At 55.0% G+C, this 20523-nt stretch carries 19 protein-coding genes; 13 read left to right on the top strand and 6 right to left on the bottom strand.

Annotated features, from left to right (window positions below; genetic code table 11):
* The first annotated feature begins 2 nt into the window (after nt 1–2).
* The 12 genes from murD (at nt 3) to mutT (ending at nt 14487) form a co-directional block, all read left to right on the top strand.
* Complete coding sequence (murD, locus tag GC090_RS16905; RefSeq protein WP_006117675.1) at nt 3–1319, top strand: UDP-N-acetylmuramoyl-L-alanine--D-glutamate ligase; 1317 nt, start codon at nt 3–5, stop codon at nt 1317–1319.
* Complete coding sequence (gene ftsW / locus GC090_RS16900) at nt 1319–2533, top strand: cell division protein FtsW (RefSeq protein WP_033740255.1); 1215 nt, start codon at nt 1319–1321, stop codon at nt 2531–2533. Before murD ends, ftsW begins: the two co-directional genes overlap by 1 nt.
* The gene (gene murG, locus GC090_RS16895) at nt 2530–3588 is read left to right on the top strand and encodes an undecaprenyldiphospho-muramoylpentapeptide beta-N-acetylglucosaminyltransferase (protein ID WP_058702059.1); all 1059 of its coding nucleotides are present in this window, start codon (nt 2530–2532) and stop codon (nt 3586–3588) included. The genes ftsW and murG overlap by 4 nt, the downstream gene beginning before the upstream one ends.
* Before the next feature lie 76 nt (nt 3589–3664).
* Nucleotides 3665–5140, top strand: coding sequence for a UDP-N-acetylmuramate--L-alanine ligase (murC, locus tag GC090_RS16890; RefSeq protein ID WP_006117678.1), 1476 nt, complete (start codon nt 3665–3667; stop codon nt 5138–5140).
* Complete coding sequence (locus tag GC090_RS16885; protein WP_205951279.1) at nt 5133–6050, top strand: D-alanine--D-alanine ligase; 918 nt, start codon at nt 5133–5135, stop codon at nt 6048–6050. The genes murC and GC090_RS16885 overlap by 8 nt, the downstream gene beginning before the upstream one ends.
* 1 nt (nt 6051) lies before the next feature.
* A complete protein-coding gene (gene ftsQ / locus GC090_RS16880; RefSeq protein WP_054634500.1) occupies nt 6052–6891 on the top strand; it encodes a cell division protein FtsQ in 840 nt (279 codons plus the stop codon).
* A complete protein-coding gene (gene ftsA / locus GC090_RS16875; RefSeq protein ID WP_006117681.1) occupies nt 6888–8144 on the top strand; it encodes a cell division protein FtsA in 1257 nt (418 codons plus the stop codon). Before ftsQ ends, ftsA begins: the two co-directional genes overlap by 4 nt.
* A gap of 71 nt (nt 8145–8215) precedes the next feature.
* The gene (gene ftsZ, locus GC090_RS16870) at nt 8216–9370 is read left to right on the top strand and encodes a cell division protein FtsZ (protein ID WP_006117682.1); all 1155 of its coding nucleotides are present in this window, start codon (nt 8216–8218) and stop codon (nt 9368–9370) included.
* Nucleotides 9371–9471: 101 nt separating this feature from the next.
* Nucleotides 9472–10389 carry a UDP-3-O-acyl-N-acetylglucosamine deacetylase gene (gene lpxC, locus GC090_RS16865; protein ID WP_033740259.1) on the top strand — a complete coding sequence of 306 codons (918 nt, stop codon included), beginning with the start codon at nt 9472–9474 and terminating at the stop codon, nt 10387–10389.
* A 290-nt stretch (nt 10390–10679) separates the two neighbouring features.
* Nucleotides 10680–11186, top strand: a complete 507-nt coding sequence (gene secM, locus GC090_RS16860; protein ID WP_233255760.1) for a secA translation cis-regulator SecM — start codon at nt 10680–10682, stop codon at nt 11184–11186.
* Nucleotides 11187–11253: 67 nt separating this feature from the next.
* Nucleotides 11254–13959, top strand: coding sequence for a preprotein translocase subunit SecA (gene secA, locus GC090_RS16855; RefSeq protein WP_033740260.1), 2706 nt, complete (start codon nt 11254–11256; stop codon nt 13957–13959).
* Nucleotides 13960–14091: 132 nt separating this feature from the next.
* A complete protein-coding gene (gene mutT / locus GC090_RS16850; RefSeq protein WP_006117686.1) occupies nt 14092–14487 on the top strand; it encodes an 8-oxo-dGTP diphosphatase MutT in 396 nt (131 codons plus the stop codon).
* A 31-nt stretch (nt 14488–14518) separates the two neighbouring features.
* On the opposite strand, the gene yacG is transcribed toward mutT, so the two are convergent.
* From yacG to coaE, 3 genes are read right to left on the bottom strand one after another with little or no spacing between them, the layout of a single operon-like run.
* Nucleotides 14519–14716 carry a DNA gyrase inhibitor YacG gene (gene yacG, locus GC090_RS16845; protein ID WP_006117687.1) on the bottom strand — a complete coding sequence of 66 codons (198 nt, stop codon included), beginning with the start codon at nt 14714–14716 and terminating at the stop codon, nt 14519–14521.
* A gap of 8 nt (nt 14717–14724) precedes the next feature.
* Nucleotides 14725–15468 (bottom strand): cell division protein ZapD, encoded by a 744-nt coding sequence (gene zapD, locus GC090_RS16840; protein WP_006117688.1) that lies wholly within the window; start codon nt 15466–15468, stop codon nt 14725–14727.
* Nucleotides 15469–15471: 3 nt separating this feature from the next.
* Complete coding sequence (gene coaE / locus GC090_RS16835) at nt 15472–16089, bottom strand: dephospho-CoA kinase (RefSeq protein WP_006117689.1); 618 nt, start codon at nt 16087–16089, stop codon at nt 15472–15474.
* A 226-nt stretch (nt 16090–16315) separates the two neighbouring features.
* Here coaE and GC090_RS16830 point away from each other — a divergent pair, with 226 nt between their 5' ends.
* Nucleotides 16316–17356: a GMP reductase gene (locus GC090_RS16830; protein WP_058709137.1), complete on the top strand. Its 1041-nt coding sequence runs from the start codon at nt 16316–16318 to the stop codon at nt 17354–17356.
* A gap of 39 nt (nt 17357–17395) precedes the next feature.
* Here the strand turns inward: GC090_RS16830 and hofC are convergent, their stop codons facing one another.
* From hofC to ppdD, 3 genes are read right to left on the bottom strand one after another with little or no spacing between them, the layout of a single operon-like run.
* Complete coding sequence (gene hofC / locus GC090_RS16825) at nt 17396–18595, bottom strand: protein transport protein HofC (RefSeq protein WP_324020476.1); 1200 nt, start codon at nt 18593–18595, stop codon at nt 17396–17398.
* Entirely contained in the window at nt 18592–19974 is a 1383-nt protein-coding gene (gene gspE, locus GC090_RS16820; protein ID WP_324020474.1) for a type II secretion system protein GspE, read from the bottom strand. The genes hofC and gspE overlap by 4 nt, the downstream gene beginning before the upstream one ends.
* Complete coding sequence (gene ppdD / locus GC090_RS16815; protein ID WP_006117693.1) at nt 19967–20416, bottom strand: prepilin peptidase-dependent pilin; 450 nt, start codon at nt 20414–20416, stop codon at nt 19967–19969. Before ppdD ends, gspE begins: the two co-directional genes overlap by 8 nt.
* Between the last annotated feature and the right edge of the window lie 107 nt (nt 20417–20523).

The following is a 20523-nucleotide window of genomic DNA, read 5'->3' as shown; positions in this document are numbered from 1 at the left end:
TCATGGCTGATTACCGCGGGAGAAAAGTCGTCATCATCGGATTAGGCCTGACCGGCCTGTCCTGTGTTGATTTCTTTATAGCGCAGGGCGTAACGCCCCGCGTGATGGATACCCGTGTATCACCGCCCGGGCTGGATAAACTGCCTGAGCAGGTGGAACGTTATGTGGGCGGTCTCAATCGCGACTGGCTGCTGGCTGCGGATCTCATCGTGGCCAGCCCCGGCATTGCCCTGGCCCATCCCGCATTGTGTGAAGCGGCAGACGCGGGCATTGAAATCGTCGGCGACATTGAGCTGTTTTGCCGGGAAGCACAGGCACCGATCGTGGCGATCACCGGTTCAAACGGAAAGAGTACGGTCACTACGTTAGTCGGCGAAATGGCGAAAGCCGCCGGTTGGCAGGTAGGCGTCGGCGGTAACATTGGGTTGCCCGCGCTGAGCCTGCTGAAAGCGCCCGCTCAGCTCTATGTTCTGGAGCTTTCCAGCTTCCAGTTAGAAACCACCTACAGCCTGAAGGCCGCAGCGGCCACGATCCTGAACGTGACCGAAGATCATATGGATCGCTATCCGTTAGGTATGCAGCAGTATCGCGCGGCAAAACTGCGGATTTACGAGAACGCTCAGGTTTGCGTGGTGAATGCCGACGATGGCATGACCATGCCGGTACGCGGTGCCGACGCACGCTGTGTCAGTTTCGGTATTGATATCGGCGATTATCACCTGAACAAACAGCAGGGCAGCGTCTGGCTGCGGGCGAAAGGCGAAAAAGTCCTGAACACAGACGAGATGACGCTGGTCGGACAGCATAACTACACCAATGCGCTCGCCGCGCTGGCGCTGGCCGATGCGGTTGGTCTGCCACGCTCGACCAGTCTGTCCGCACTGGCGGCTTATTCAGGTCTGGCGCACCGTTTCCAGCTGGTTCATGAAAGCCGCGGTGTGCGCTGGATCAATGATTCAAAAGCAACCAATGTGGGCAGTACGGAAGCGGCTCTGAAGGGATTACAGGTTGACGGTACGCTCTGGTTACTGCTGGGAGGCGATGGCAAATCTGCGGATTTCTCTCCATTGCAGCCGTATCTGCAGGGCGATCGTATCCGGCTGTTTTGCTTTGGGCGCGATGGTGATGCACTGGCCGCGCTCCGCCCTGACGTGGCGGTCAGGACCGAAACGCTGCAGGAGGCGATGGCGCAGATTGCAAAACAGGTACAGCCAGGCGACATGGTCCTGCTTTCCCCGGCCTGCGCCAGCCTTGACCAGTTCCGCAATTTTGAACAGCGCGGCGATGTCTTCGCGCAACTGGCCAGGGAGTTAAGCTGATGCGTATTCCCGGAGCGGGCATTGTGAATTATCTGTCAGGTCGCCTGAGTAACTGGGTGATGGGGGCGCGTGAGAGCGACGATACCTCGCAGGTGCTCTATGACCGGACTTTGCTCTGGCTGACCCTGGGGCTGGCTGCAATCGGGTTTGTGATGGTGACATCGGCTTCAATGCCGGTGGGACAGCGTCTGAATGACGATCCGTTCTACTTTGCCAAGCGTGATGCGTTCTATATTGCGCTGGCGTTTGGTATCGCCCTGGTCACGCTGCGCGTACCCATGGATTTCTGGCAGCGCTACAGCAACGTGATGCTGATGGCGTCGGTCGTCATGCTGCTGATTGTGCTGGTCGTAGGAAGCTCCGTAAACGGGGCATCACGCTGGATTGCACTGGGTCCACTGCGTATTCAGCCAGCGGAACTGTCTAAGCTCACGCTCTTCTGTTATCTCGCCAGTTATCTGGTGCGTAAGGTTGAGGAAGTCCGCAATAACTTCTGGGGCTTCTGTAAGCCGATGGGGGTGATGGTCGTGCTGGCGGTGCTGCTGCTCGCTCAGCCCGATCTGGGTACGGTGGTGGTGCTGTTTGTCACGACGCTCGCGATGCTCTTCCTTGCGGGGGCAAAGCTGTGGCAGTTCCTGGCGATTATCGGTTCCGGCATCTTCGCGGTGGTGTTGTTAATCATCGCCGAGCCTTATCGTATGCGCCGTGTGACCTCTTTCTGGAATCCGTGGGAAGATCCGTTCGGCAGCGGCTACCAGCTTACTCAGTCACTTATGGCGTTTGGCCGCGGCGAATTCTGGGGCCAGGGACTGGGCAATTCGGTACAGAAACTGGAATACCTGCCGGAAGCACATACCGACTTTATTTTCTCGATTATCGGAGAAGAACTGGGTTACATCGGTGTGGTTTTAGCCCTGTTAATGGTATTCTTCGTGGCTTTTCGCGCCATGTCGATTGGCCGCCGCGCACTTGAACTTGACCAACGTTTCTCCGGCTTTCTGGCCTGCTCAATCGGCGTCTGGTTCAGCTTTCAGGCGCTGGTCAACGTGGGTGCGGCGGCGGGGATGTTGCCGACAAAAGGTCTGACATTACCGCTGATTAGTTACGGTGGCTCGAGCCTGCTCATTATGTCGACGGCCATCGTATTTTTGTTACGTATTGATTATGAAACGCGTCTGGCTAAAGCGCAGGCGTTTACCCGGGGTGGTCGATGAGCGGTAAACGATTGATGGTCATGGCAGGAGGAACCGGCGGGCATGTTTTCCCGGGGCTGGCTGTGGCCCATCATCTTGAGGCGCAGGGCTGGCAGGTGCGCTGGTTAGGCACGGCCGATCGTATGGAAGCCGACCTGGTACCGAAGCACGGTATCGACATTGATTTTATCCGCATCAGTGGATTACGCGGTAAAGGCAGTAAAGCGCTGTTGTTAGCGCCGGTACGCATCTTCAACGCCTGGCGTCAGGCGCGCAAGATTATCAAAGCCTGGAAGCCCGATGTGGTGCTGGGCATGGGCGGTTATGTATCGGGGCCCGGTGGTCTGGCCGCCTGGAGTTGCGGGGTGCCAGTGGTACTCCATGAGCAGAACGGTATTGCCGGGCTCACCAATAAATGGCTGGCTAAAATTGCCACCAAGGTCATGCAGGCCTTCCCGGGTGCCTTTCCGCACGCGGACGTTGTGGGTAATCCGGTGCGTACCGATGTGCTGGCGCTGCCGTCACCGGCGCAACGGCTGGCTGGCCGCAGTGGACCGATTCGTATTCTGGTTATCGGGGGCAGTCAGGGCGCGCGCATTCTGAACCAGACGTTGCCTCAGATTGCCGCCAGGCTGGGCGAGACCATTACCCTCTGGCATCAGACGGGTAAGGGCGCCTTGCAAGAAGTCCAACAGGCCTATCAGCAAGCCGGTCAGCCGCAGCATAAAGTGACCGAGTTTATTGATGATATGGCCGCTGCGTATGCCTGGGCCGACGTGGTGATTTGCCGCTCTGGCGCATTAACGGTAAGCGAAATCGCTGCCGCAGGCTTACCGGCGATTTTCGTGCCGTTTCAGCACAAAGATCGCCAGCAGTACTGGAATGCCCTGCCGCTTGAAGGCGCAGGGGCAGCCAAAATTTTTGAGCAGCCGCAGTTTACTGCGGAGGCGGTAGCGGAAACGTTGCGTCACTGGGACCGTCCAACATTACTCGCGATGGCAGAAAAGGCCCACGCGGTAGCGGTACCTGATGCCACCGAACGGGTTGCACAGGAAGTGGCTCGCGCCGCACGTTAAAAGAATCAGGTCAGCCTGGCTGGCCCGTGCTCAACAACCTGAGCACAAACTGAATGAGTAGGTATAAGAAAGCGTAATGAATACACAACAACTGGCAAAACTGCGTTCAATCGTGCCCGAGATGCGTCGCGTCCGGCACATTCACTTTGTCGGCATCGGCGGTGCTGGCATGGGCGGTATTGCCGAAGTGTTAGCGAATGAAGGCTACCATATTAGCGGTTCTGATCTGGCGCCTAACCCGGTAACCCAAAATCTGATCAATCTGGGCGCAACGATTTACTTCAACCACCGCCCGGAAAACGTGACGGATGCCAGTGTCGTCGTGGTCTCCAGTGCGGTTTCTCAGGATAACCCTGAGCTGGTTGCGGCACGCGAGCAACGTATCCCGGTGATTCGTCGCGCTGAGATGCTGGCAGAACTGATGCGCTTTCGTCATGGCATTGCGATCGCCGGAACGCACGGCAAAACTACGACAACGGCGATGGTCTCCAGCATTTATGCCGAAGGTGGCCTGGATCCGACCTTCGTTAACGGTGGATTGGTGAAAGCGGCGGGCACGCATGCGCGTCTGGGCAGCAGCCGTTATCTGATCGCCGAGGCGGATGAGAGCGATGCGTCCTTCCTGCATCTGCAGCCGATGGTTGCCGTCGTGACCAATATCGAAGCCGATCATATGGACACGTATCAGGGTGATTTCGAAAACCTGAAGCAGACGTTTATCAATTTTCTGCACAACCTGCCCTTCTATGGCCGTGCGGTGATGTGCGTTGATGATGCGGTGATTCGCGACTTGTTACCGCGTGTAGGACGTCAGATTACGACCTATGGTTTCAGCGAGGATGCGGACTTCCGCATTGAAGATTTTGAACAGCGTGGCGCTCAGGTGCATTTCAACCTGATTCGTCAGGACAAGGCACCACTCGCGATCACGCTGAATGCGCCGGGACGGCATAACGCGTTGAATGCGGCGGCAGCGGTTGCGGTTGCCAGCGAAGAAGGCATTGAAGACAGCGCGATTCTGGCGGCGCTGGAGAGCTTCCAGGGGACCGGCCGTCGTTTCGATCAGTTGGGCGAGTTTGCTACCGAACCGGTCAACGGCACGCCTGGCACGGCTATGCTGGTTGATGATTATGGCCATCACCCAACGGAAGTGGATGCCACCATTAAAGCGGCGCGCGCAGGCTGGCCGGATAAAAAACTGGCGATGGTCTTTCAGCCGCACCGGTATACCCGCACGCGCGACCTGTTTGACGATTTTGCCAACGTGCTGTCACAGGTCGACGTTTTACTGATGCTGGATGTGTATGCCGCCGGCGAAACGCCGATTCCGGGTGCTGACAGCCGTGCGCTGTGTCGTGCAATCCGCAACCGCGGTAAAGTCGACCCCATTCTGGTGCCGGAGCATGATGCGTTAGTCGAGATGCTGGCGCCGTTATTATCAGGTAACGATCTGATTCTGGTTCAGGGCGCAGGCAACGTCGGGAAAGTGGCGCGTAAACTGGCGGAATGCAAACTGCAGCCAGAGCGCAAAGTGGAGGGCCGTCATGTCTAAAGTGGCTGTTTTGATGGGTGGCACCTCAGCCGAACGCGAGGTCTCCCTGATGTCCGGGGCTGCCGTACTGGCCGGTTTACGTGAAGCGGGCATTGATGCGCACGGTATTGATACACGCGAGCAGTCTGTGCTGGATCTGAAAGCGCAGGGCTTCGACAAAGTCTTTATCGCGCTGCATGGTCGCGGTGGCGAAGACGGCACGCTTCAGGCCGTGCTTGAATTCCTGCAACTGCCTTATACCGGCAGCGGGGTCATGGCGTCGGCGGTGACCATGGATAAGCTGCGTACCAAATTACTGTGGCAGGGCAGGGGACTGCCGGCAGGTAAGTTTGTCTGGATGACCCGTGCACAGATGCAGTCGGGTCTGGACGCCGCGACAGCGGCGGCGATTGCCGCACTGGGCTTCCCTCTGTTTGTTAAACCGAGCAGTGAAGGATCCAGCGTTGGCATCAGCCGGGTTAATCAGCAGGGTGATCTGCTGGCCGCGCTGGAAGAGGCATTTCGTCACGACGACAACGTGCTTATCGAGGCGTTTCTGAGTGGTGAAGAATATACCGTGGGGATTCTGGGCGATCAGATTCTGCCAGCGATAAAAATAAAGACTGCCAGCGAGTTCTATGACTATGAAGCTAAATACATTTCTGACGATACTCAGTACTTCTGTCCCGCAGGGCTGAGTGCAGAGCGTGAAGCAGAATTACAACAGCTGGTGTGGTCTGCCTGGCAGGCGCTGGGATGTCAGGGTTGGGGTCGTGTCGATGTGATGACCGATGGTGAGGGCCGCTTTCAGTTACTGGAAGCCAATACTTCCCCGGGCATGACCAGCCACAGCTTAGTGCCGATGGCAGCAAAGCAGGCGGGACTGACCTTTTCTCAACTGGTCGTACGCATTCTGGAACTGGCCGACTGATATGTCACAGGCGGCGATGAATGTACGCAATCGTGAGGCGCAGGAGCGGGCACGCACCGGCCGCAGTAACGGTGCCCGGCTGTTTGGCATCGTCTTTCTGCTGATGGTAATGGGCATAATGATTGCGGGTGGATTAGTGGTGCTGAAGTGGATGAATGATGCATCCCGCTTACCCCTGTCGAAACTGGTGGTCACCGGTGAGTTGCATTACACCACCCACGACGACATCCGCCAGGCGATTTTATCCCTGGGGCCACCCGGCACCTTTATGTCGCAGGATGTGAACATTATCCAGCAGCAGATTGAACGGTTGCCGTGGATTAAACAGGTCAGTGTGCGCAAACAGTGGCCTGATGAACTGAAGATTCATCTGGTTGAGTACACGCCGGTGGCACGCTGGAACGACGCGCATATGGTGGACAGCGACGGCGTGTCATTTAGCGTACCGGCCAATCATATGGGCAAAGAAACGTTGCCCATGTTGTATGGGCCAGAAGGCAGTGAAAAAGAGGTCCTGGCGGGCTATCACAGTATGGATGATGTGCTGAAGGCCAGGAAGTTTACCCTGAAGGTGGCGTCGATGACGGCACGACGTTCATGGCAGCTGGTGACCAGTGACGATGTACGTATCGAACTGGGCCGTACCGATACCATGAAGCGTCTGAATCGTTTTATTGAGCTTTATCCGGTGTTGCAGCAACAAGGCGAGAATGAACACAAGCGCATCAACTCCGTTGATTTACGCTATGACTCTGGCGCCTCCGTTGGCTGGACACCGATAGTGATGGAGCCACAGGACAGTAATCAGCAACAAAACCAGGCACAGGCTAAACAACAATGATCAAGGCAACGGACAGAAAACTGGTAGTTGGACTCGAAATCGGCACTGCGAAAGTCGCCGCCCTGGTTGGGGAAATTCTGCCCGATGGTATGGTCAATATTATTGGGGTCGGCAGTTGTCCGTCCCGCGGTATGGATAAAGGTGGCGTTAACGATCTTGAGTCGGTGGTGAAATGCGTACAGCGCGCCATTGATCAGGCTGAGTTGATGGCGGATTGCCAGATTTCCTCCGTCTACCTTGCATTATCGGGCAAACATATCAGCTGCCAGAACGAAATCGGGATGGTTCCGATTTCAGAAGAGGAAGTGACTCAGGATGATGTAGAGAATGTGGTGCACACGGCAAAGTCTGTGCGCGTTCGTGACGAGCATCGCATTCTGCACGTTATTCCTCAGGAATATGCCATCGATTACCAGGAAGGCATTAAGAACCCGGTCGGCCTTTCCGGTGTACGTATGCAGGCGAAAGTCCATTTGATCACCTGTCACAATGATATGGCGAAAAATATTGTTAAAGCCGTTGAACGTTGTGGCCTCAAAGTTGACCAACTGATTTTTGCCGGTCTGGCGTCCAGCTTTGCTGTACTGACCGAAGACGAACGCGAACTGGGCGTTTGCGTGGTGGATATCGGGGGCGGCACAATGGATATCGCCGTCTATACTGGCGGTGCACTGCGCCACACGAAGGTCATTCCCTATGCGGGCAATGTAGTTACCAGCGATATTGCGTACGCCTTTGGCACGCCGCCTACCGATGCGGAAGCGATTAAAGTCCGGCATGGTTGCGCGCTGGGATCGATTGTTGGAAAAGATGAGAACGTTGAAGTGCCGAGCGTTGGCGGACGTCCGCCACGGAGCTTACAGCGCCAGACGCTGGCTGAGGTAATTGAGCCGCGTTACACCGAACTTTTAAATCTGGTCAATGACGAGATTTTGCAGTTGCAAGAGCAGCTTCGCCAGCAGGGAGTGAAACACCATCTTGCTGCGGGGATTGTATTAACCGGCGGCGCGGCGCAGATTGAAGGTCTGGCCGCCTGCGCGCAGCGCGTATTCCATACGCAGGTGCGCATTGGACAGCCGCTGAACATTACTGGCCTGACGGACTACGCGCAGGAGTCTTACTATTCCACGGCGGTAGGGCTGTTGCATTACGGCAAAGAGTCACACATGAACGGTGACGCAGAGGCGGAAAAGCGGGTTTCAGTCGGCAACTGGTTTAAACGTATCAATAGTTGGTTAAAAAAAGAGTTTTAATTTTTGTAAAAGGGGATCATGCTGTTTTCTTTTGTGATCTCCAGGCGACAGGCACATAACGGAGAGAAATCATGTTTGAACCTATGGAATTAACCAATGACGCGGTGATTAAAGTCATCGGCGTCGGCGGTGGCGGCGGCAACGCCGTAGAGCACATGGTACGCGAGCGTATCGAAGGTGTGGAATTCTTCGCTGTTAACACCGACGCCCAGGCGTTGCGTAAAACAGCGGTCGGCCAGACCATCCAGATCGGTAATAACATTACCAAAGGGCTGGGTGCGGGTGCGAACCCGGAAGTGGGCCGTAACTCTGCAGAGGAAGATCGCGAAGCACTGCGTTCTGCGCTGGAAGGGGCAGACATGGTGTTCATCGCAGCGGGAATGGGTGGCGGTACCGGTACCGGTGCAGCGCCTGTTGTAGCTGAAGTGGCGAAAGATTTAGGTATTCTGACCGTTGCGGTCGTGACCAAGCCTTTCAACTTCGAAGGCAAGAAGCGCATGGCGTTTGCCGAGCAGGGGATCGCAGAGCTGTCTAAGCATGTCGATTCACTGATCACCATTCCTAACGACAAGCTGTTAAAAGTGCTTGGGCGCGGCATTTCGCTGCTCGATGCTTTTGGCGCAGCCAACGACGTACTGAAAGGCGCAGTGCAGGGTATCGCTGAACTGATTACCCGCCCTGGCCTGATGAACGTCGACTTTGCTGACGTGCGTACCGTCATGTCAGAAATGGGTTATGCCATGATGGGCTCTGGCGTGGCATGCGGTGAAGATCGTGCGGAAGAAGCTGCTGAGATGGCGATTTCCAGCCCACTGCTGGAAGATATCGACCTGTCTGGTGCGCGTGGCGTGCTGGTCAACATCACGGCGGGCTTTGACCTGCGTCTGGATGAGTTCGAAACCGTGGGTAATACCATCCGCGCCTTCGCCTCAGACAACGCCACCGTGGTTATCGGTACCTCTCTGGATCCAGAAATGAACGATGAACTGCGCGTCACCGTGGTGGCAACCGGTATTGGTATGGACAAGCGTCCTGAAATCACGCTGGTCACCAACAAACCGGCCAGCCAGCCAGTGATGGATCACCGTTACCAGCAGCACGGTATGTCGCCGCTGCCGCAGGAGCAGAAACCTGCAGCGAAAGTGGTGAACGATCAGAATGCGCAATCGAACAAAGAGCCAGATTACCTTGATATCCCGGCGTTTTTGCGTAAGCAGGCCGACTAGGAATAACCTTATAATTGGGTTTTCCCGCTCTTTGTGCTAAAGTGTTCGCCCGCTGGTAACGTATACTGGCGGTCGGAAAGTAATATTGCGAGATAATTACGATGATCAAACAAAGGACATTAAAACGTATTGTTCAGGCGACAGGTGTCGGTTTACATACCGGCAAGAAAGTCAGCCTGACGTTGCGCCCTGCACCGGCTAATACCGGGGTCATCTATCGTCGCACCGACTTGAATCCCCCGGTTGATTTTCCGGCTGATGCAAAATACGTGCGCGACACCATGCTGAGTACCTGCCTGGTGAATGATGAAGGCGTGCGTATTTCGACAGTTGAACACTTAAATGCCGCACTGGCGGGCCTTGGCATCGACAACATTATTGTGGAAGTCGATGCACCTGAAATCCCGATTATGGATGGCAGCGCAGCGCCTTTTATCTATCTGCTGATGGATGCAGGTATTGAGCAGCTCAGCAGCGCCAAGAAGTTTGTGCGCGTTAAGCAAACCGTGCGTGTTGAAGATGGTGATAAATGGGCGGAAATTAAACCGTATAACGGTTTTTCGCTTGATTTCACTATTGATTTCAAACACCCGGCTATCGATGCCAGCTCTCAGCGTTACCAGATGAAATTCTCTGCCGAAGCGTTTGTTCGTCAGATTAGCCGTGCACGCACCTTTGGCTTCATGCATGAAATCGAATATCTGCAGTCTAAAGGCCTGTGCCTGGGCGGTAGTTTAGATTGTGCGATAGGCCTTGATGATTTCCGCGTGCTTAATGAAGAAGGTCTGCGTTTTGAAGACGAGTTTGTCCGTCACAAAATGCTGGACGCTATCGGCGATCTGTTTATGTGTGGCCATAACATTATCGGCGCGTTTACCGCGTACAAATCGGGCCATGCATTGAACAACAAACTGCTGCAGGCCGTTTTGGCTAAGCAGGAAGCCTGGGAATGGGCGACCTTCGAAGACGAAGCTGAATTGCCACTGGCGTTTAAAGCACCAAATCTGGTTCTGGCTTAATTCCTGATCAGAACGTAAAAACGGCTGGTTGCGCTGACACTCTCTCCGGTCAGTCGCGCCGGCCGTTTTTTATTGCCCCGCCCTCGCTCTCTGTGTGTTGCGACACTCTTCACATGCTAAAGCAAACAATTGCTGAATTGCTGCACAATCAGGTGCGATTTCTTCCGTTGTCGCTTTAAACGCAGGTGTCGGCACGCCACATTAGTGTTACTATCTCTGGCGCTTTTACAGGCTGCATGCTGCTGAAAACAGCAGTGAATAATGAAATTGTTATGCGCAATGGAACAATTGTGATCGGAATCCTTCTACGCTGGCGACAAATAGGTAGACGCTATTTCTGGCCTCATTTCCTGCTGGGAATGGTGGCGGCCAGTCTCGGCTTGCCGGCGTGTGCGCAAACAGCGGAACTTAACACCGGATCCGAATCCTCAGCCAGCAGCCTGTTCATCGGCAATGCCGTTCGTTTCGATCATCTTATTCGTCTTCAGGAAGCCTCGCGACGTCCCAGTTTTACGGTTGACTACTGGCACCAGCATGCCATTCGCACGGTTATCCGCCACCTCTCTTTCACGCTGACGCCGCAGTCTCAGGCGGAAGAGCAGGTACATCCGCTGGCCGCGCAAAAGCTGGCGTTAATCGATTCACTTCATGCCTTATTGACCTCCCAGACAGCACAGACATACGACGCCTTTGGTTTGTCTCTGCTGCCTGTGTCTGACGCGCCTGCCCTGACGCGAGCAGCCTGGCATGGCAAAGTGCACGGTATCCGTGCTGGCCCCGCTTCATTGTTCTGCTAATCACTTTCATTACACCCTTTTAGATTTCGCAGTCCGACGATTCGGCTGAATTGAGAATATATTTATTATGTTAATCAAAATGTTAACCAAGGTTTTTGGTAGCAGCAATGATCGTACTTTGCGCCGCATGCGTAAAACCGTTGATATCATCAACAAGATGGAACCGGATTTTGAAAAGCTCTCTGATGAAGAACTGAAAGCGAAAACGGAACTGTTCCGTGAGCGCCTGAAAAAAGGCGAGTCGCTGGAGAGTTTACTTCCGGAAGCCTTTGCAACCGTGCGTGAAGCCAGTAAACGCGTCTTTGGCATGCGTCACTTTGATGTCCAGCTGATTGGCGGTATGGTACTCAACAACCGCTGTATTGCTGAGATGCGTACCGGTGAAGGTAAAACGCTTACGGCAACGCTGCCAGCCTACCTGAATGCCCTGACCGGTAAAGGCGTTCATGTTGTTACCGTCAACGATTACCTGGCCCAGCGTGATGCGGAAAATAACCGCCCGTTGTTTGAATTTCTTGGTCTGAGTGTCGGTATCAACATGTCAGGTCTGCCTTCCGTTGCCAAACGTGAAGCCTATGCAGCGGACATCACTTACGGTACGAACAACGAATATGGCTTCGACTATCTGCGCGACAACATGGCGTTCAGCCCTGAAGAGCGCGTACAGCGTAAACTGCACTATGCGCTGGTGGATGAGGTCGACTCCATCCTCATTGACGAAGCGCGAACGCCACTGATCATCTCAGGTCCGGCAGAAGACAGCTCTGAACTCTATACCAAAGTGAACAAAATCATTCCTCACCTGATCCGTCAGGAAAAAGAAGATTCTGACCACTTCCAGGGTGAAGGCGATTTCTGGGTTGACGAGAAAGCGCGTCAGGCGCACATGACCGAGCGCGGCCTGGTGAAAGTCGAAGAGCTGCTGGTGAGCCAGGGCATTATGGTGGAAGGTGAATCCCTCTATTCACCGACGAATATCATGCTGATGCATCACGTGACGGCTGCGCTGCGTGCACATGCGCTGTTCACGCGCGATGTTGATTACATCGTTAAAGATGGCGAAGTCATCATTGTCGATGAGCATACCGGTCGTACCATGCAAGGACGTCGCTGGTCTGATGGTCTGCATCAGGCCGTTGAAGCCAAAGAAGGCGTTGAAATCCAGAACGAAAACCAGACGCTGGCATCGATCACCTTCCAGAACTACTTCCGCCTCTATGAAAAGCTTGCCGGTATGACGGGTACGGCTGATACCGAAGCGTTTGAGTTCAGCTCCATCTACAAGCTCGATACCATCGTTGTGCCAACCAACCGTCCGATGGTGCGTAAAGATCTGGCCGATCTGGTCTACATGACAGAGAAAGAGAAGATCGATGCCATTATTGAGGATATTCGCGAACGTACCGCGAAAGGGCAACCGGTGCTGGTAGGTACGATTTCGATCGAGAAGTCAGAAGTTGTATCAAACGAGCTGACACGCGCAGGCATTAAGCACAATGTTCTGAACGCCAAATTCCACGCCCGCGAAGCGGATATTGTTGCTCAGGCTGGTCAGCCGGGTGCCGTAACCATCGCCACCAACATGGCGGGCCGTGGTACCGATATTATGCTGGGCGGTAGCTGGCATGCCGAAGTCGCTGAGCTGCAGGATCCGACTGAAGAGCAGATCGAGGCGATTAAAGCGGCCTGGCAGGTTCGCCATGATGCCGTGCTGGCGTCAGGTGGTTTACATATCGTCGGTACGGAACGCCATGAATCGCGTCGTATTGACAACCAGCTGCGCGGTCGTGCGGGTCGTCAGGGGGACGCGGGTTCTTCACGTTTCTACCTGTCAATGGAAGATGCGCTGATGCGTATTTTTGCCTCTGATCGTGTTTCTAACATGATGCGCAAGCTGGGAATGAAACCGGGCGAGGCCATTGAGCACCCGTGGGTAACCAAAGCGATTGCCAACGCACAGCGTAAAGTGGAAAGCCGTAACTTCGATATTCGTAAGCAACTGCTGGAATACGATGATGTGGCGAATGACCAACGCCGCGCGATCTATAGCCAGCGTAATGAGCTGCTGGATGTTTCTGATGTCTCCGATACCATCAACAGTATTCGCGAAGACGTCTATAAATCGATTATCGACAGCTACATTCCACCGCAGTCACTGGAAGAAATGTGGGACGTACCGGGACTGGAAGAGCGCCTGCGTAACGATTTCGATCTGGATCTGCCAATCAGTGAATGGCTGGATAAAGAACCGGACCTGCATGAAGAGACGCTGCGTGAGCGCATTATGAAACACGCTGCCGATAGCTATGCGGCGAAAGAAGAGATCGTGGGCGCGGAGATGATGCGTAACTTTGAGAAAGGCGTGATGCTGCAAACGCTGGACTCCCTGTGGAAAGAGCACCTGGCGGCAATGGATTATCTGCGTCAGGGCATCCACTTACGTGGCTACGCGCAGAAAGATCCGAAGCAGGAATATAAACGTGAATCGTTTGCCATGTTTGCCGCCATGCTTGAAACGCTGAAGTATGAAGTAATCAGCACACTGAGCAAGGTGCAGGTGCGAATGCCAGAAGAAGTGGAAGCGATGGAGCAGCAACGTCGCGAAGAGGCAGAGCGTCTGGCGCAGCAGCAGCATCTCAGCCATGTCAGCGAAGATGTGCTGGCGGCCGAGTCGCTTGCCCAGCAGGGCGGCGAGCGTAAAGTCGGACGTAACGATCCTTGCCCATGCGGTTCAGGTAAGAAATACAAACAGTGTCATGGTCGCCTGGCCTGATAACGTGTTGACTGAAAAGGAGCCTCTGGCTCCTTTTTTTGGCTTTTTGTCCGCTGAACGATGGCGCGGTTAACAACCCGCTTAACATGTTTTAGAATCAGCGCTCATTCACCTACTCTTCAGGATACCTTCATGAAGCACCTGCAGGTTGCCGTCGGCATTATCCGCAATGCTGATAAACACATTTTTCTTGCCCAGCGTGCGGCTTCCTCCTACATGGCCAATAAGTGGGAATTTCCCGGCGGTAAAATTGAAGCGGGTGAAAGCCCTGAGCAGGGTTTAGTGCGCGAACTGCTCGAAGAGACCGGCATTGAGGTGACTGATGCCCGCGCCATTGGCATCAAAGATCATACCTATGACGATCTGCGTGTGACGCTGCATTTTTTCCTGGTCGAAGGCTGGAAAGGTGAACCCTGGGGCAAAGAAGGTCAGCCACAGCGTTGGGTCGAACAGCGGGCGCTGATCGCTGAAGAATTTCCGGCGGCAAATCATGAACTGATAGCGCGTCTGGTGGCAGGCGAACTGTAACAGGGTGGGGCATTATGCCCCACCGCGTGACTTAGCGTTCTTCTTCACTCCAGTTGTCACTGTCGTTCAACTCATCGCTGCTGGGTATGCGCTTTTCTTCCGCAGCCCATTCGCCAAGGTCAATTAACTGACAACGTTTGCTGCAAAACGGCCGCCACGGGCTCAGTTCATCCCAGATAACCGTTTTACCGCACTGCGGACAGTTAACGGTCATAATTTCTTCCTGCATGTTCACCTCTAACAACAGGCCAGTTGGAAGTTGAGGCGCGCAGGGACTTCACCGCGCTCACTGTCCAGTGGCATAAAACGTATCGCAAAACGGCTCTTATGACCGGATACCTGAGGATAAAGTGCGTCCTCTATGTCCAGTTGCAGACGCAGAAGATCGGCGCCTTCGGCATTATCCTGATAAAAACCGTTCAGACTGGTTTGTAAACGGTAAGTGCCCGACTGACGGATTAAATCGAGCAACATGGCCAGTGTGCTGTGCAGCGGTATCAGGGTTTCCATCCAGCTTGTCACCTGCGCATCACGTGTTGTCTGCGGCAGATGCAGCCAGATGTGCAGACCAGGCAGATCGAAACTGCAGCACCCGCCCGGAATACTGAGCCGCTGACGAACCAGAGCAATCAGACGATCTTCCCTCAGTTGCTGCCCCATACGCGGCGCACTGTTAAGCAGAACAGATTGTGCTTTTAGTTTGTCGCGCAATGCATCCACCACGGACATATCGACGCCGGGCACATCCGCCCACGCGCGCAGTTTGGTTTGCTGACGCTCAAGCTCTTTCAGCAACTCGGTGCGCATGTCGCCGCGTTCAAAGATATCCAGCAGTTCGCCGATCAGACGAAAAAAAGTCAGTGCCGTGGCGGTATTTTCCAATGGCGTAACCTGATGCAACTGATCGATCAGGAATTCGACACGCAGCCAGGTGCGCATTTTTTCATTCAGTGGATGTTCAAACAGAACGACTGTACTCATGGATTAATCCTGTTTCGCTGCCGCAAGCTTCAGATAACGCTGATGAAGTCTGGCAACCTGGGGTAGCGCATTTTCAGGCGCGCCACTGTTATCAATAATATCATCGGCACAGGCGAGGCGCTGTTGGCGCGTCGCCTGTGCCGCAAGAATGCGTTTAGCCTGCTCAGGAGAAACGTTGTCGCGTGCGAGCGTACGTTTCAGCTGTGTTTCTTCATCGGTGTCGATAACCAAAACCCGATCGGCCTGATGCTGGAGCTGGTTTTCAACCAGCAACGGCACGACCCACAGGACATAAGGTGAGGTCGCCTGCGCTTTAAGCTGCTGTGTGCGGGCGTTAATCAGGGGATGAAGCAGCGCGTTTAGCCAGTTTTTTTCATCAGGTGCCGCAAAAATAATCTCTCTTAAGCGCGCACGTTGCAGTGTTCCCTGATCGGTCAGAATACTGTCACCATAGCGTGCAACAATCGCCTGCAGAGCAGGCGTGCCCGGCTCGACGACCTCGCGGGCAATGACATCAGCGTCAATGATCGTCACGCCTTCTGCAGCAAAGTACGCGGCAATAGTGCTCTTGCCGCTGCCAATGCCACCGGTCAGCGCCACCGTGTAGGGCGTATCTCTCACTCTCACTCTCTTAGTCGTTCAGTCACAGGTAAGCCAAAGCGTTACGACACGATCATGTTGCGCGTCCGATTTCGTTAGAAAGACGCCGTCGAATCTGATGGATTGTAGCGTAAATAAAGTGAAATTCGCACTCTTGTTGCGGTGCAAATGGCGCGTATCATGAGGTGACTGGCTTTGTGATAACGCCCTTCATGGCGATGAATAACCTCTTACCAGGACACTATGTATGCGCATTGAAGAAGATTTGAAACTGGGCTTTAAAGACGTACTGATTCGTCCAAAGCGCTCCACGCTGAAAAGCCGATCTCAGGTCGAACTGGATCGCAGCTTTACGTTCAAACACTCCGGCCTGGACTGGCGCGGCGTACCTGTTATCGCGGCCAACATGGATACGGTGGGGACTTTTTCAATGGCCGAGGCGCTGGCCAGTTTCAATGTCTTAACAGCCGTACACAAACACTACAGTGTGGAAGACTGGCGGACGTTTGTTCAACGCGTACCGGCATCAGTACTGAAATATGTGATGGTATCTACCGGCACCTCAGACGCCGATCTCACCAAACTTATCGCGGTCATGGCCATTTGCGATGACCTGCAGTTCATCTGTATTGACGTTGCCAATGGTTATTCTGAGCACTTTGTCGATTTCCTGAAGCGTGCGCGTGAGATCTTCCCGGGCAAAACGATTTGTGCGGGTAACGTCGTCACGGGGGAAATGGTCGAAGAGCTAATCCTGTCCGGAGCCGATATCGTGAAGGTGGGGATTGGACCGGGCTCAGTCTGCACCACGCGCGTCAAAACCGGCGTGGGATATCCGCAGCTCTCTGCCGTGATTGAGTGCGCCGATGCGGCGCACGGCCTGAGTGGGCAAATCGTCAGCGATGGCGGATGCGCTGTGCCGGGTGATATCGCCAAAGCGTTTGGTGGCGGCGCGGATTTTGTCATGCTGGGCGGTATGCTGGCGGCACATGATGAGTGCGAAGGCCGAATTACAGAAGAAAACGGCGAGCGGTTTATGCTGTTTTACGGCATGAGCTCAGAATCCGCAATGAAACGTCATGCGGGAAGCGTGGCGGAATATCGTGCGGCAGAAGGGAAAACAGTGAAACTCCCCTTGCGCGGACCAGTAGAAGAAACCCTTCGCGATATTCTCGGCGGGCTTCGTTCTGCCTGCACCTATGTGGGAGCTGAGCGGCTAAAAGAGTTAACCAAGCGCACCACGTTTATTCGGGTGGCCGAGCAGGAAAACCGCATCTTTTCCCGTTAACCCCGCCTGCTCAGCATGCAGTAAAGGAACGGAGTACCTTTACTGCATGGCCTCACCTAGCCCAAACACAGGCAGATACATGGCGATCACCAGTGTGCCGACAATGCCGCCAATCACCACCATCATCACTGGTTCCAGCGAGGCGGCCAGATTATCAGCCCGCGTCAGCGTTTCTCTTTCATGCCATTCAGCCAGACGCGCCAGCATCGCATCCAGTGCGCCTGACTCTTCACCCACACGAATCAACTGACGACAAAGTGGCGTAAACAGGGGATGCGAGTGCAACGCCTGGTGCAGAGGATTGCCTTGCGCAATGTGCTGCTGAATAGCCCTGATGGCATCCTGCCACAGCCGCGATGACAACGTGACACAGGCCGCATCAAGTCCCTGGAGCAGGGTTAATCCTGCCTGCTGGGTCAGTTGCAACACACTGTAGATTTGCGTCAGTTGACTACCCTGCCATAGCCCGGCGATAACCGGCACACGCAGCAGGGCGCGTTGCTCACAGCGCTGCCAGTTTTCAGAGCGCCGCCGCGCGTGGTACCAGCCCGTCGCCAGCAGGGCAATGCCCCCGATTAGCGGCAATCCGCCCGCCTGTAATGCGTCGGACAGGGTGATAACGGCGGCGGTGAAGGCGGGTAAAGGCGCGTCAAACGAGGCATAGACGGAAACAAACTCCGGCAAGACAAACAGCAACATACCGCAGGTGACGGCCAACGCCACGAACAGAATAAACAGGGGATAACGCAGGGCTTTCAGAACCTTGGCGCGCAAATGCTGCTGGCGTGTTTGTTGCTGCGCCAGTTGTTCGCAGCAGATATCCAACTGACCGGTCAGCTCGCCGACCGCCATTAGCGCAGCGAAAAGTGGCGGAAAAACCTCTGGCCACTGGCGTAATGCCTGCGAAAATGGCTCGCCACGCAAGACGTGATGCTGTAAGGCCTGCATCAACGCCCGCCAGGCGGCATGCGGGTGACCTGATGCCAGCAGATCAAGGCTTTGCGATAAAGGAAGGCCCGCCTTTAGCAGGGTGGCGAGCTGGCGAATGAAATCAATTTTATGCTGTGACCGCCAGTCACGTCGGCGCATCATTTTTTCCCGTTTCTCGCTCACCGGCACTAAGTGCCGGCGCGAAAGATCGTCAGACAGCGTCTCACTGTCGGGGGCCAGATGATAACCCGTTTGCAGTCTGCCCTGTGTATCTACGGCATACCAGCGATAAAGAAAAAGGTGCGTCATGATTCGAGCCCAATAACGCGCTGCATCTCCTCCAGAGAGGTTTCGCCGCGGCTGACAGCGTCCAGCCCCGAAGCCTGTAGCGTGCGCATCCCTTGCTGTTTTGCCAGCGCCAATACCTCCTCCAGAGGCATTTCGGCGGCGATAGCATTTTGCAGTTTGGCTGTAACGGGCAGGAGTTCGAATAAAGCCAGACGGCCAAAATAACCCGAAAAGCAGTGATCGCAACCCGGTGCCCGCCAGGTTTGTAACGTGCCTGGCCAGACTGACGCCGGGAGATGTGCCACGGCCTGTCCAGGTTCACGACAGTGCGGACACAGGCGTCTGACCAGGCGCTGAGCAATAATCAGGCGCAACGCTGAGCCCAGTAAATAACCAGGAATGCCCATCTGGCGTAAGCGCGTTAGCGTTTCAGCCGTTGAGTTAGTGTGCAAAGTCGAGAGGACAAGATGACCGGTTTGCGCGGCTTTTACGGCAATTTCAGCGGTCTCGCCGTCACGTATTTCGCCTATCATGATGACATCCGGATCCTGGCGAAGCAGCGCGCGTAACACGCGATTAAAATCGAGCCCATACTTTGGATTAATTTGCGTCTGATTGATGCCCGGCAAAGGGATCTCAATGGGATCTTCCACACTGCAAATGTTCTTTCCGGGCTGATTAATCGCGCTCAGTCCGCTGTAAAGGGTAGACGTTTTTCCACTGCCGGTTGGGCCCGTGACCAGAATCAGGCCCTGGGGCTGTGCCAGCGCAGCCTTGAGCAGGCGCAGCGGAGCCGCGGGTAAGCCCAGCGAGTCCAGGGACAGTGTAGCGCCTTCCCGCTGCAGCAAACGTACGACGGCTTTCTCTCCGCCCTGCGTCAGCAACGTTGAGAGCCGAAAGGAAGCGACCTGACCGTCAATCTCATGGCTGAACTGACCGTCCTGTGGCAGACGACGTTCGGCAATATCCAGTCCGGCCAAAATTTTAAGCCGCGCCAGCAGAGCCGCTGGCTGTATGTCCCGTTGCAGGGGCAGGGGATGCAACACGCCGTCAATGCGCAGACGAATACGCAGGCTGTGCTGATAAGGCTCAATATGGATGTCTGAGGCCCGCCGCTGTGCGGCCTGATGCAGAAGCTGGCTGGCGGTATCGATTGCCGATTCTGTGGCGGCACCCTCTTTAGCACACAAGGGGCTATGCATCGCTTCAGCCTGTTCGAGCCGGGCCTGCGGCCAGCACTCAATAGCGATCTGACACGGGCTGGCAAATTGCAGGGCTTCGGCCAGTCCTGGCGGAACCTGCTCAGCGACAGCAAGACGTAAATGCGTCGCGTTGTGGTCGAGGATGATGGCGCGGTAGCGCTGACAGATCAGCGCGACCGCATCGTCGGGTTTACTCATTTGTGCCCCCACGACTGTCAAAGCGGAATTGTTCCTGACAGTTGTCGCGTAACGTGGTGTTAGTGCTGGTACAGGTACGCTGCCAGACGAGCGTGCCTTCGTTACTGTCCCAGACGGGCAGCATTTCTACGCTTAATCCATTCAGGCTCTCCTGCCCGGTCAGGGTAATCATGCCGTTGACCACGGTGATCGCCGACACGTAACGTGATGTTGTGCCCTGCGGAATACCGCGTTGCCCGGCCTGACACTGTTCAGGCCCGCCGCGTTCAATCGCGCAAAGCTCAACGGCCGTCTTAAAGGGCACCATGGTTTGCAGCATGTCGGTCAGCGCGGCGCGCTGCAGATAATTTTGATAGGCAGGCAGCCCGATAGCGCTGAGGATCGCCACGATGCCGACCACAATCATTAATTCAACTAACGTGAATCCTTGTTGATAGTGCATATGTGCCTCCTGAGTAAGAAGGCCGCAGTCTAGGAAGACGCTGTCGGTAATAACAGCAGGAAACCCGGAGAGTGGAAAAGGGCAGGCAATAAATCTGGTGGGTTACA

The organism is Pantoea sp. JZ29, from assembly GCF_035190385.1.
Lineage (GTDB): Bacteria > Pseudomonadota > Gammaproteobacteria > Enterobacterales > Enterobacteriaceae > Pantoea > Pantoea stewartii.
The sequence above is the reverse complement of the archived record's forward strand: the minus strand, read 5'-3'. Positions and strand labels throughout refer to the sequence as shown.